This window comes from Bradyrhizobium sp. CCBAU 051011 (assembly GCF_009930815.1).
GTDB lineage: Bacteria > Pseudomonadota > Alphaproteobacteria > Rhizobiales > Xanthobacteraceae > Bradyrhizobium.
In genome coordinates this window covers 3,739,968-3,752,276 of sequence record NZ_CP022222.1, presented here as the reverse complement: position 1 = coordinate 3,752,276, position 12,309 = coordinate 3,739,968, and the positions used below count along the sequence as shown (strand labels likewise).

Here is a 12,309-nt window from a genome sequence, read left to right as displayed (position 1 = left end):
TTGCCCTCGGCCACCGATAGCGCTGGGGCGCACCCCCCTTGCGGAATCCTGGCGCAAGAAACTTGTCGAGTGCGAGCAGGAAGCTGAAATCCGCAGGGATTCGATCAGGCGTTTCGCTCACCTCGCGGGCGGTCCGTGCAGCGCTGAGTTCCGATGTGCCGGCCCAAGCCAGCAACTCATACGCATCGATCTTTATGCGTGTCGGTCTCCACCGCCTCGAACATCCGCCGAAAGTGCGACCGGACGGCGTCATCGCATTCGCAGGCGCGCTTGCGTATCCGCTCGATATCGACGATGTGGAGCCGGCCACGGCTATAGGAGATCAAGCCGGCGCCCTGCAGTGCACCGGCCACCGTCGTCACGCTGGTGCGCCGGACGCCCATCATCCGCGCAACGAACTCCTGCGTCAGCAACAGGTCGGGGCCGACCAGGTCGTGCATCCGCGAAAGCCACTTGCAGGTACGCGCATCAATGTCGTGGACGGCGTTGCAGGCCGCGGTCTGCTGGACCTGTGCAAGGAAGAACTGCTCGTACTTTATCAGAAGCGCCTTGAAATCCGGCAGTTCGCTGGCCAAGGCACGGAGCCTATCCGCGGCCATGACCGAAGCCTTGCCGGCAATCTGAACAGTCACGAGATTCAGCGAAACCTTGTCATCAAGCGCCTGGCTCGCGCCAAACACGCCGTCGTTGCCGACCATGCCGGTTTCTATGGTGCTGCCGTCCGCCAGCTCGACGATGCTGGAAATGATGCCGGAATGCGGAAAGTAGACTCGCTGGATGCGCTGGTGGGGTTCGGCAAGCACCTCTGAAGCGGCCAGCTCAATTACTGATAGATGAGGCGCAATGCGCGCAAGGGTCGCCGGTGCAAGGCGGCTAATCAGAAAATTCGAACCGCGAGGCATTTTCTACCCTCCACGGCGCGCCAATTCGCCTTCGTTGGGGAGAACACCAAGCTGACTGGCGATTTCATAAACATTGCGCCGTGCCCATAGCTTCCGCAAGCCTAATCTTGCTGTCCACCTACCCTTCCGGATTAGGCACTGCGCCAGGGCCTCTTCCGGGGTAACAAAATTTCCCTTAAGACGCGGAGGGACCAGTATCCTCGTCGCAGTGCCGGTAAGATCAGCAGGGCAACGGGACTGCTGCCGGGCTCACCTACCGCAACATGATCAATAAAAGAACAAGGGCAATCCATGCGCGACCAGTTTTCGACCACGCAGCAAATCCACAAACCGGCCGTGAGTTCCAAAGGCGGCATCGTTGCAGCCCAATCGAACCGCGCGGCGCAAGTGGGTGCCGAGGTGCTGGCTGCGGGCGGCGACTGCGTCGATGCTGTCATCGCGACCACATTTGCACTTGGCGTGCTGGAGCCGTGGATGAGCGGGCCCGGGGGCGGGGGTGCGATGGTGCTCTACCGCGCGCGTGAAGACCGCTACGAAGTCATCGACTACGGCATGCGCGCGCCCGCGAGCCTGCGGGTGGAGGATTATCCGCTGACCGGCGATGGCGCGGCGTCCGACATCTTCCCTTGGCCGCGCGTGAAGGACGACCGCAATATTCATGGCCCCGGCTCGATCGCGGTGCCCGGCGTGGTCGCCGGCATGGAGGAAGCGCATCGCCGTCACGCCAAACTGCCATGGAAGGAATTGCTGGCGCCGAGCGTCGCGCTTGCCGGCGAAGGCCTTGCGGTCGACTGGTGGACCACGGTGATGATTTCGAGCGCCGCAGCCGATCTGCGCCGTTACCCCGCCAGCGCCGCCGCCTATCTGCAAGACGGCCTGCCGCCGAACCCGCAATGGGGCATCAGGTCCAGCGTTCGCATGCCGCAGGACAAGCTCAAGGCCACAATGGCGCAGCTTGCTAGCGCCGGCCCCCGCGACTTCTATGAAGGCGATCTGGCGAAGTGCCTCGCCGCCGACATCCAGGCCGCCGGCGGCGCATTGTCGGTCGACGACCTCAGGCCATTCCGCGCCCAATTCCGCGAGCCGCTGGCGATCTCCTATCGCGGCGGCAAGGTTTTGGCGACGCCCGAACTCACCGCCGGCCCGACGCTCTCGCGCACGCTCGGTCTGCTGCAGAAGGATCTGAAGCCCGCGCGTGGTGGACCGGATGCGGCGGCCTATCTCGCTTATGCATCGGCGCTGCAGGCCGCCTATCGCGAGCGCCTGAAGGACATGGGTGACCAGGACGGCAGGCGTTCGCTCGGCGCCGAAGCGCTGGCGCCGGCCTGCACCACGCATTTCTCGGCGGTCGATCGCGACGGCAACATGGCGGCGGTGACGCAGACGTTGCTCTCCACCTTCGGCTCCAAATTCGTATCTAGCCAGACCGGCATCACCATGAACAACGGCATCATGTGGTTCGACCCGACGCCGGGCATGCCGAATTCGCTGGCGCCGGGCAAGCGCTGCCTCACCAACTACACGCCGGTGCTGGCGCAGGCGGCTGATGGCCGCCGCATCGCGGTCGGCGCATCCGGCGGCCGCCGCATCCTGCCGGCGGTGAGCCAGCTCCTGTCCTTCGTGATGGACTTTGGCATGGACCTCGATGCGGCGATTCATCAGCCCCGCATCGACGCCAGTGAAGGCGCGGTCGTGATCGGCGACGTCCGCCTGCCGCAGGCCGCGCGCGAAGCATTGGGCGCGCGCTTCGACTACGAGGAAGCACGCATCCAGGCCCTGCCGATGAAATTCGCCTGCCCCAGCATCGTGATGCGCAACGGCGACACCAACAGCGGCGCAACCGAACCGTTCCACGCCTGGAGCGAGGCGGTGGCGGAGGGGTGAGGTATAGCTGTTCGACTAATCCGGCACCGCAAATAAGAAAGTGCGGCACCAAGGTGCCGCACTTCGTTGTTTAATTGCGATAGCGCGCCCTACCGTGTCTGCGGCTCGATCGTCACCATGCAATCGGCGCCGGTCTGGCCGGATACCACGATCTGTCCGTCCGCGGCACCCAGCGCAATCGGCGCGGTCGAGGCGCCGCCGGGCACGCGGACCGTGACGCTGATGGTTTCCTGCTGTGCCGCCGCCGAGCCGACCGTCTGTGGCGTCAGTTCGGTGACATTGCCCGCGGTGTCGCGCCGCATGATGCGGCACGGCGAGGCACCACCGGCAGCGGCCATCGTGCCGGTGTAACTGCCTGAGCTGCCCGTGCCGGCAGTACCGCTCGTGCTCCCAGTGCCGCTCGCTCCGCCGGCGGCGCGAATGCGGGATGCGTCGCGCGGGATCTGGCTGACGATACGATGGGTGCGCGGCTCAACGATCACGATCTCTTCCTCGGTCGTGAAGTAATCATAGCCGCGGTATTGCGGCTCGATCGCCACGATTGTATCCGGCAGCCGATGAACCCGCACACGCTGCGGAATTCGCTCGCCCACGCGGATCGAGACGTTGAGGTTGCGCTGGGGCGCGGCGAGACGTTCGCGGGTCAGGGTCTCGGAAATCCGTACTTGCTTGTCGACGGAGACGTTGGACTGCTGACTGGTCTGGGCCTGACCTGTCTGGCTCTGGCCGGTCTGCGCGCTGGTGGAAGGCTGCGTGCGCGTGGTGTCGGTCGCCGTTGACGGCCGGCTTGCATCCTTGCCCTGCTCGGCGGCGTTCTTCGCGCCGTCGCGCTGATCGCGGCCCGGTTCTTTCTGGGCCGTGGTCGTGCTCTCGCGCTCCTTCTGGGCAGCCGTGCTTCCTTCCTTGGCCTTGTCGGATTCCGCGCGCGATTTTTCGCGGTCGCTGTCGCGCTTCATCTCGGCGCTGCCCTTGCTGTCCTTGCTACCATCCTTAGCGTCCTTTTCGCGCGCCGTCTGTGCGTCGCGACTGCGGGAATCCTGCGCGCGCTCGCCGGATTTGGCATCGTCGCCACGGCCGCGCCTGCTGTCATCGGCCGCGGTCGCCGGGCGCTCGGACGATGGCGCGGCCTTGCCCCTTTCCTCGGTTTGCCGGGAACCGGTTCCCCTCTCCTCGCGGCCTCCTTGCGCCTTTTGTTCCGCAGCCTGCCCGCGTTCCTGCGCCCGTTCGGCGCCACGTTCTTGCGATGCAGCACCCTTGCCGGAATCGCTTGGCCGCATCTGTTTCTGCTCTTCGCCTCTTGCTCCCGGAGCCTGGCCGTAGGAAACAGCCGGTGCCAGCATCAGGCATATAATTCCTGTCGATAACAGCAGTTGCTTGCGCATATGAACCTCCTCCGCATGGGCGTTACGCAAGCGAACGTTCGCCGCTGCCGGAGGTTCCGCAGCAACTACGCTGTGATTGAGAGATCGCTACAACCCCAGCCGATCCCGCACCCGCCCCGCCAGCACCGCGGCGGTGACGCCGAGCGGCCAGAAGGCGTGCAACGCCATCGGCTTGATGGCGGTGACGGGCATGTCGATTTCCGCAGTCCTACCACCGATGAGGCGGCGTGCGAGCTGCCCGCCCATCGCGGTCGAGAGCGCGACGCCGCGGCCGTTGCAGCCGAGCGAGATTAGAAGGTTTTCCGCGGGCTCGTGCACATGCGGATAATGGTCGGGCGTGATGGCGAGCCGGCTGTTCCAGCCGTGCGTCCAGATGACGCCCTTCAGCCGCGGCCATAGCCGCTCGGCATAGCGGATGAGATAGGCGACGTCGGCCGGCTTGCTGATCCAGCGCATCGGCCCGCGACCGCCCATCAGCAAACGATTGTGTTGATCGATGCGGTAATAGACCGTGATGTGTCCGCTCTCGTAGAGGACCGGACGGGTCGGCATGATTTCGCGGGCGACGTCGTCAGGCAGAGGCGCGGTGGCGGTGATGGACGAAAACACCGGCACGATGCTGCGGCGAAGCGCCGGCCACAGATCATCCGTGAAGCCATTGGTTGCCAGCAGCACTTTTTCCGCGCGCACGATCCCGCGCGGCGTGTCGACCCGCCAGCCGGCTCCTTCACGCGACAGGGACAGCGCCGGCGTCTCGCCATGGACTTCAGCGCCTGCCGCGATCGCCGCACGCGCCAGCCCGCGCGCATAACTCAGCGGATGCAGATCGCCGCCGCGGTTGTCCAGCATGGCGCAAAGATAGCGGTCAGTGCCGGTCATCTCGCGCATCTGCTCGCGGTTCAACAGTGTCACCGGCATGCCGCGGCGGATGCATTGCTTCGCCGTATTCTCGATCGCCGCTGCGCTCGCCTCGTTATAGGCCGCGCGCAGCGTGCCGTTCTGCCGCGCCTCGCAGGGTATCTGGTAACGGCGGATCAGTTCGAACGTATAGTTCGTGGTGCCGTAGGCGAAATCGATCATGCGGCGGCCGAGTTCGGCGCCGAAATCCGCTTCGATCTGGTCAGGGTCATGCTTGAGGCCCGGATTGACCTGGCCACCATTGTTGCCGGAAGCGCCCCAGCCTGGCTGTTGCGCCTCCAGCACGAGCGCGTTCACGCCCTGCTCGGCGAGATGCAACGCGGTGGAGAGTCCCGTAAAGCCGCTGCCGATGATCGCGACCGCAACACTCCTGTCACCATCGAGCGGCGGCGTCGGTGTCGGCGCGACCGCCGTATCGGCATAGAGGCTTGGCGGCAACGGCAAGGATACAGGCGTATTCATGGACAACAACCGGAAAGCTTAGAGCGGATGCAGCACACGCCGCAAAAAGTCCTGCGTGCGCGCATGCTGCGGCTGATTGAGGACCGATTTCGCCGGCCCCTGCTCGACGATCACGCCGCCGTCGATGAACAGCACGCGGTCGGCGACATCGCGGGCAAAACCCATCTCATGGGTAACGACGACCATGGTCATGCCATCATCGGCGAGCTTGCGCATCACCGAGAGCACCTCGCCGACCAGTTCCGGATCGAGCGCCGAGGTCGGCTCGTCGAACAGAATAGCCTTCGGCTGCATCGCGAGCGCGCGCGCAATCGCGACCCGCTGCTGCTGCCCGCCGGACAGTTGCGGCGGATGGACTTCGGCCTTCTCGGCGAGCCCCACCTGCGCCAATAGCGCACGGCCGCGCTCCAGCGCCGCGGCGCGCGGCTCCTTCTTCACATAGATCGGGCCCTCGATGACGTTCTCCAGCGCGGTCCGATGCGGAAACAGGTTGAAACGCTGGAACACCATCGAGACCTGCGTCCGGATCGAAACGATCGAAGGTGCGTTGCGGTCCACCCGCGCACCTTCGACAAGGATATCGCCGCTGTCATAGCTTTCCAGCCCGTTGATACAGCGCAGGATGGTGGATTTGCCGGAGCCCGAGGGCCCGACGATGCAGACCACCTCGCCCTTCTCGACGGAGGCCGTGATGCCCTTGAGCACCTCGACCTTGCCGAAACTCTTGTGGACGTTTGTCAGTTCGATCATTTCTGGCCCGCGCGCTTCTCGAAATGACGAACCAGGAGAATGAGCGGAATGCTCATGGTGAGATACATCAGCGCTACAAGCGTGAACACGCTGGTGTTCTTGAAGGTCGAAGATGCGATCAGCTTGCCCTGCAGCGCAAGCTCGGCGACCGTGATGGTGGACGCTTGCGACGAGTCCTTCAACATCATGATCATGATGTTGCCGTAGGGCGGCAGCACAATCTTGACCGCCTGCGGCAACACCACGCGGCGCATGGTCTGCCACCAGCCCATGCCGATCGCCTGCGCCGCCTCGATCTGCCCCTTGTCGATCGCCTCGATGCCGGCACGAAAGTTCTCGGCCTGATAGGCCGAATAGGCGATGCCGAGCCCGAGAATGGCCGCCTGCAGCGCCGTCAGTGTCAGGCCGAGTTCCGGCATCACGAAGTAGAGGTAGAACAGCAGCACGATGATCGGGATGCCGCGGATGACGTTGATCAGCCCGGCGCTGAATCCCGTGAAGATGCCGATGCCGGATACCCGCATCAAGGCCCAGATCAGGCCAAGCGCGGTCGACAGCAGGAGCGAGCCGACCGTGACGATGATCGTCAGCGCCACGCCGCTCATCAGGATCGGCAGGAACTCGACCGTGTCGCGCCAGAACGCCTGCATCAGGAAGCCTGCGCCTTCAGGCCCCATTTATCGAGAATCTTTTCGACGGTGCCGTTCGCCTTCAGCTTCGCCAGCGAAGTGTTGATCTTGGCGAGCAGCTCGGTATCGCCCTTGCGCACGCCGATGCCGACCGAGCCGACCGTCGCAGGCTTATAGCTCTCGACGATGCGCGCCTCGGGGAAACCGCCCTGCTTGAGGTTGTAGGCGAGGATCGGGTAGTCGGCGAAGCCGGCCTTCAGGCGACCTGCGTTCACGTCGCGCAAAATGTCGGGAATGGTGTCGTAGGCTTTTACTTCGCTGAACAGGCCCGATTTCTTCAGTGCATCGACGAAAGCCGTGCCGACCTGCGCACCGACCACCGCACCTTTCAGATCTTCCTGGCTGGCGTAGGCTTTGCTGTCGCTCTTCGGCACCAGCAGGCCTTCGCCATAGCTGTAAAACGGTTCGGAGAAATCGATCACTTCCTTGCGCGCAGGCGTAACGAACATCGCCGCCGAGATGATGTCGATCTTGTTCGAGGTGAGCGATGCGATCAGGGTGGAGAACTGCATCGGCTCGATCTGAACCTGGAAGCCGGCGTCCTTGCCGATCTCGGTGATGAGATCGACCATGATGCCCTGAATGCTGTTGGTCTTGGTGTCGAGGAAGGTGAAGGGCACGCCTGTCGGCGTCGAGCCTACCTTCAGGACCTGCTGCGCGGATGCCGGCATTGCGGCTGTGAGAACCAAAGCCGCCACCGCGGCCTGAACGAGACGCTTCAGAGCCATTGCACACCCTCCTGAAACCGGACACCGTTCCGGCCCTCCCGCTTGGCCTTGGACCAAATAAGTTGCGGGCAACGCCGTTCGAGCCTATTTTCACCAATATGAAATTGTGGTCACAGTTCCCCGGGTATTGCAAGCCATTTTCATGCATATGAAGAAAGCAGCCTGACGTGAGCGGCAGCAAGAGAATAAAGAAAGCAGCGCCCAAACCCCGAAAGGCAGCACGCAGGGCGAAGGCGAAACCCGCCGCCAGGCCGGCTGAACCCGCAATGGATCTGGCGGTTGGCCGCCGTATTCGCGACTTGCGCCGCGAACACAAATTGTCGCTGGAGACGATTGCCGCGCGAACCGATCTGTCGATCGGCTTCCTCAGCCAGATCGAGCGCGGCCTGTCGTCCCCCTCGCTTCGCGTGCTCGCGACGCTCGCCGACGTCCTCGGCGTCGGCATCGCCGCGCTGTTCGGCTCCAGGCCGAGCGATGATGGCGCTTCCGGCGGCGTGGTGACGCGCCAGTTGCAGCGCGCCGAACTAAAACTGTGGCGCACCGGCATTTCCAAGCAATTGCTGAGCCCGGCCGGAACGGAAAACCGCCTCAATCTGTTTCTCGTGCACCTCGAGCCCGGCGGAAACACCGGCGACGAGCTCTATACGCATGACGGCGAGGAAGCCGGGCTGGTGCTGGAAGGCGAGATGACGCTGACGGTGGATGACGAGACCTGGACGCTGAAAACCGGTGACAGTTTTCGGTTTGCCAGCCGCCGGCCGCACCGCTTCTCAAATCCGGCGGATGATGCAAAATCCGTCGTGTTGTGGGTGAACTGCGTGACGCAAGCCGGGTAGCCACAGTCTGGAGTAAATCATGGACCAGGCCACAGACGATTGGGCGCCGCACAGCGCGCACTGGGGCGCCTTCTCCGCGAGATGGAACGGCGCCACCCTCGATGTCACGCCTTACGAGGGTGACCCTGCGCCCTCGCCGATATTGCAGAATTTTACCACCGCGATGCGCCACAAGGCGCGCATCCTACAGCCGATGGTCCGCAAGGCTTGGCTGGACCGCAGCGTGCGCGCCGCGCGCACGTTCGACCAGGAATTCGTCGAGTGTTCCTGGGACAAGGTTATCGACCTGCTGGCGAGCGAATTATCGCGGGTCAAAACTGAATATGGCGCCGCCGCGGTCTTCGGCGGCTCCTATGGCTGGTCCAGCGCCGGACGTTTTCACCACGCGCAGAGCCAGGTTCATCGCTTCCTGAACATGGCGTTCGGCGGCTATGTGCGCTCGGTGAACAGTTACAGCGCCGGCGCTTCGGCGGTGATCCTGCCGCATGTGATGGGCGGCTATGAGGCTGTCTCGCGCCACAACGTGACCTGGGATCAGATCGCCGAACATTCAGATACCGTGCTGGCCTTCGGCGGCATGGCGTTGAAGAACTCGCACGTCGCAAGCGGCGGCATCAGCCGCCACATCGAGCGCGACGCGATGGCGAAAGCCGCGCACCGCGGCGCAGCGTTCTACTGCATCAGTCCGTTGCGGGACGACCTACCGAACGAGGCCAACGCAAGATGGCTGCCGATCAAAGTTGGCACCGACGTCGCGCTGATGTTGGCGCTCGCGCACACGCTTCTGACCGAAGGTCTCTGCGACAAGGCCTTCATCGAACGCTATTGCACCGGCTTCGATAGTTTTGAACGCTATCTGCTCGGCCGCGATGACCATACGCCAAAGGACGCGGCATGGGCGGCAGACATCACCGGCATTTCATCCGGCACGATCGTCGACCTCGCCCGCCGCCTGCCGCGCGGACGCACCTTGATCACGGTCTCGCATTCGCTGCAGCGGGCGCAGTATGGCGAACAGCCGGTGTGGATGGGCGCGGTGCTCGCGGCGATGCTCGGCCAGATCGGTCTGCCCGGCGGCGGTTACAATTACGCGCTCGGTGCGCTCGGACACACCGGCCGCCGGCTCAACGCCGTTCCAATTCCGACGCTGTCGCAGGGCAAGAATGGCGTCAGCGATTTCATTCCAGTGGCGCGCGTCAGCGACATGCTGCTCCATCCAGGCGAGCCGTTCGAATACAACGGCCGTTCCATGCACTATCCCAACATCAAGCTGGTCTATTGGGCGGGCGGCAACCCCTTCCACCATCATCAGGACATCAACCGCATGCGGCGGGCTTTCAACGCGCCGCAAACCATCGTGGTGCACGAAAGCGCCTGGACGCCGATGGCGAAATTCGCGGACATCGTGCTGCCGGCGACCATGACGCTGGAGCGCGACGATATCGGTGCCGCCGGCACCGACCCGAGGCTGATCGCGATGCGCCGGGCGGTCGACCCGATCGGCGAAGCGCGCGACGATTTTGACATCTTTGCCGACCTCGCGCGGCGACTGGGCGTCGAGCAGGCATTCACCGAAGGACGGAACAGCCGGCAATGGCTGGCTCATCTGTACGAGCCGACGCGAAAGGCGTTGGCCGAGGCCGGTTGGGATGCCCCTGACTTCGACGAGTTCTGGCGGCGCGGCGAACTCGCGCTGCCGTCGGGGCCCGATGACGGCGGCTTCCTTCGCGCCTTCCGTAACGATCCCGCGGGCAACAAGCTTTCAACGCCAAGCGGCAAGATCGAGATCTACTCGAAAGCCATCGCAGGCTTTGGCTACGACGATTGCCCGCCTCACCCAGCCTGGCTGCCGTCGACCGAACCACCAGATTCGCGCCACCCGCTGACGTTGATCGCCAACCAGCCCGCGACACGGCTGCACAGCCAGCTCGACTTCGGCGCCTACAGCCAGTCGAGCAAGATCGCCGGCCGTGAAGTCGTCCGCCTCCATCCCGACGATGCCAAGCGCCGCGGCATCGCCAATGGCGACATTGTCCGCCTGTTCAATGATCGCGGCGCATGCCTGGCCGCCGCCGCCGTCACCGACGACGTCATGGCCGGCGTAATCCAATTGTCCACCGGCGCCTGGTACGATCCGGAGCCTGGTGCGACCGAGCATCCACTCTGCGTCCACGGCAATCCGAACGTCCTTACCCGCGACATCGGCACATCGCGACTGGCGCAAGGCTGCTGCGGTCAGGTGACCGTGGTCGAGTGCGAGAAGTATTCGGGGGCGCTGCCGCCGATCCGGGCGTTTGATCCACCTGGTCGGGGGTGATGCGGGTGGACTGTATGACGAGCGCGAGCTAATTGCGCCCGTCATTGCGAGCGAAGCGAAGCAATCCATCGCGCGGATCGCGGAGACATGGATTGCTTCGTCGCTTCGCTCCTCGCAATTGACGGCGGCGGAGAGCGTCGTGCGCCCTCAACCAAACCGCTTTTCGTACCGGCTAACCGTCAACTCGCTCACGTCGATATCCGGCTTCCGCCCCGACAGCAGGTCCGCCAGCACTCTTCCCGAGCCGCATGCCATGGTCCAGCCGAGCGTGCCGTGGCCGGTGTTGAGGTGCAGATTGCTGTAGCGCGTGGCGCCAATCACCGGCGGACCGTCCGGGGTCATCGGGCGCAGGCCGCACCAGAAGCTCGCCTTGCCGAGGTCGCCGCCGCGCGGAAACATGTCGGTCAGGGAATGATCCAGCGTCGCCCGCCGCGCCGGATGCAGCGTATTCGAATAGCCTGAGATTTCCGCGGTGCCGCCGACGCGGATGCGGTTGCCGAGCCGCGTGATCGCGACCTTGTAGCTTTCGTCCATCACGGTCGAGACCGGCGCGCCGTCGGGATCGGTGACCGGCACGGTGATCGAATAGCCCTTCACCGGATAGACCGGAACAGAAATGCCGAGTGGATCGAGCAGTCGCGGCGACCAGCTTCCCAGTGCGGCGACATAGCTGTCCGCCTGCAGCAGGCCTTCGCTCGTCATCACGCCGGTGATCTTGCCGCCGTCCGCGATCAGCCGCTCGATCGTGGTGTTGAACTTGAACTGCACGCCGAGCTTGGCGGCTTCCTGGGCGAGCGCCTGCGTAAACATGTGGCAGTCGCCGGTTTCGTCCTGCGGCAGCCGAAGTCCGCCGACGAAACTGGCCTTCGCCGTCGCCAGCGCAGGCTCCGCGCCAATGCAGCCGTCGCGGTCGAGCACTTCGTAGGGAACGCCATACTGCTTGAGCACCGCGATGTCGTCGCCAGTCGTATCGAGCTGCTTCTGCTTGCGGAAGAGCTGCAACGTGCCGCGACTGCGCTCGTCATATTTGATGCCGATCTCGTCGCGCAGTGCCCGCAGGCAGTCGCGGCTGTATTCGGCGATCGGAATCATCCGGCTCTTGTTGACGGCGTAGCGCTCTATCGTGCAGTTGCGCAGCAGCTTCAGCCCCCAGATCCACATCACGGGATCGAGCTTGGGCCAGATCACCAGCGGCCCGTGCCGCATCAACAGCCACTTGATGGCTTTCACCGGCACGCCGGGCCCGGCCCAAGGCGAGGAATAGCCGGGCGAGACTTCGCCGGCATTGGCGAAACTGGTCTCCAGCGCGGGCTCGGCCTGACGGTCGACGACAACAACTTCATGGCCGGCGCGCGCCAGATAATAGGCTGTGGTGACGCCGATCACGCCACTGCCGAGAATAATGACTTTCACGATTCCTCACGCATCCGCCGCGGCGTTC

The 12,309-nt window shown here is 64.2% G+C and carries 10 protein-coding genes; 3 read left to right on the top strand and 7 right to left on the bottom strand.

Features of this window, described 5'->3' with window-relative positions:
• Positions 1 to 176: 176 nt before the first annotated feature.
• Positions 177 to 698, bottom strand: coding sequence for a Crp/Fnr family transcriptional regulator (locus ACH79_RS17735; protein WP_161852141.1), 522 nt, complete (start codon positions 696 to 698; stop codon positions 177 to 179).
• A 495-nt stretch (positions 699 to 1,193) separates the two neighbouring features.
• Between ACH79_RS17735 and ACH79_RS17730 the strand changes: the two genes are divergently transcribed.
• Positions 1,194 to 2,786 carry a gamma-glutamyltransferase gene (locus tag ACH79_RS17730; RefSeq protein WP_161852140.1) on the top strand — a complete coding sequence of 531 codons (1,593 nt, stop codon included), beginning with the start codon at positions 1,194 to 1,196 and terminating at the stop codon, positions 2,784 to 2,786.
• Between the two features lie 89 nt (positions 2,787 to 2,875).
• On the opposite strand, the gene ACH79_RS17725 is transcribed toward ACH79_RS17730, so the two are convergent.
• The 5 genes from ACH79_RS17725 to ACH79_RS17705 all read right to left on the bottom strand — a co-directional run bounded on the left by ACH79_RS17725 (position 2,876) and on the right by ACH79_RS17705 (position 7,715).
• Positions 2,876 to 4,168, bottom strand: a complete 1,293-nt coding sequence (locus ACH79_RS17725; protein WP_161852139.1) for a DUF1236 domain-containing protein — start codon at positions 4,166 to 4,168, stop codon at positions 2,876 to 2,878.
• A gap of 87 nt (positions 4,169 to 4,255) precedes the next feature.
• Complete coding sequence (locus tag ACH79_RS17720) at positions 4,256 to 5,548, bottom strand: FAD-binding oxidoreductase (protein ID WP_161852138.1); 1,293 nt, start codon at positions 5,546 to 5,548, stop codon at positions 4,256 to 4,258.
• An 18-nt stretch (positions 5,549 to 5,566) separates the two neighbouring features.
• Positions 5,567 to 6,298, bottom strand: a complete 732-nt coding sequence (locus ACH79_RS17715; RefSeq protein WP_161852137.1) for an amino acid ABC transporter ATP-binding protein — start codon at positions 6,296 to 6,298, stop codon at positions 5,567 to 5,569.
• Entirely contained in the window at positions 6,295 to 6,948 is a 654-nt protein-coding gene (locus ACH79_RS17710; protein WP_161856420.1) for an amino acid ABC transporter permease, read from the bottom strand. Before ACH79_RS17710 ends, ACH79_RS17715 begins: the two co-directional genes overlap by 4 nt.
• Positions 6,948 to 7,715 carry an ABC transporter substrate-binding protein gene (locus tag ACH79_RS17705; RefSeq protein WP_161852136.1) on the bottom strand — a complete coding sequence of 256 codons (768 nt, stop codon included), beginning with the start codon at positions 7,713 to 7,715 and terminating at the stop codon, positions 6,948 to 6,950. Before ACH79_RS17705 ends, ACH79_RS17710 begins: the two co-directional genes overlap by 1 nt.
• Before the next feature lie 167 nt (positions 7,716 to 7,882).
• Between ACH79_RS17705 and ACH79_RS17700 the strand changes: the two genes are divergently transcribed.
• The gene (locus ACH79_RS17700; RefSeq protein ID WP_161852135.1) at positions 7,883 to 8,551 is read left to right on the top strand and encodes a cupin domain-containing protein; all 669 of its coding nucleotides are present in this window, start codon (positions 7,883 to 7,885) and stop codon (positions 8,549 to 8,551) included.
• Between the two features lie 19 nt (positions 8,552 to 8,570).
• Positions 8,571 to 10,868, top strand: coding sequence for a molybdopterin guanine dinucleotide-containing S/N-oxide reductase (locus ACH79_RS17695; RefSeq protein ID WP_161852134.1), 2,298 nt, complete (start codon positions 8,571 to 8,573; stop codon positions 10,866 to 10,868).
• A gap of 147 nt (positions 10,869 to 11,015) precedes the next feature.
• Here the strand turns inward: ACH79_RS17695 and ACH79_RS17690 are convergent, their stop codons facing one another.
• Entirely contained in the window at positions 11,016 to 12,281 is a 1,266-nt protein-coding gene (locus tag ACH79_RS17690; protein WP_161852133.1) for a D-amino acid dehydrogenase, read from the bottom strand.
• Positions 12,282 to 12,309 lie beyond the last annotated feature (28 nt).

What these genes read in the sequence shown, in the direction of transcription:
- ACH79_RS17725 (WP_161852139.1), bottom strand. Translation starts at nt 4,168, where the DNA reads ATGCGCAAGCAACTGCTGTTATCGACAGGAATTATATGCCTGATGCTG.
- ACH79_RS17735 (WP_161852141.1), bottom strand. Translation starts at nt 698, where the DNA reads ATGGTCGGCAACGACGGCGTGTTTGGCGCGAGCCAGGCGCTTGATGAC.
- ACH79_RS17695 (WP_161852134.1), top strand. Translation starts at nt 8,571, where the DNA reads ATGGACCAGGCCACAGACGATTGGGCGCCGCACAGCGCGCACTGGGGC.
- ACH79_RS17705 (WP_161852136.1), bottom strand. Translation starts at nt 7,715, where the DNA reads ATGGCTCTGAAGCGTCTCGTTCAGGCCGCGGTGGCGGCTTTGGTTCTC.
- ACH79_RS17720 (WP_161852138.1), bottom strand. Translation starts at nt 5,548, where the DNA reads ATGAATACGCCTGTATCCTTGCCGTTGCCGCCAAGCCTCTATGCCGAT.
- ACH79_RS17730 (WP_161852140.1), top strand. Translation starts at nt 1,194, where the DNA reads ATGCGCGACCAGTTTTCGACCACGCAGCAAATCCACAAACCGGCCGTG.
- ACH79_RS17710 (WP_161856420.1), bottom strand. Translation starts at nt 6,948, where the DNA reads ATGCAGGCGTTCTGGCGCGACACGGTCGAGTTCCTGCCGATCCTGATG.
- ACH79_RS17715 (WP_161852137.1), bottom strand. Translation starts at nt 6,298, where the DNA reads ATGATCGAACTGACAAACGTCCACAAGAGTTTCGGCAAGGTCGAGGTG.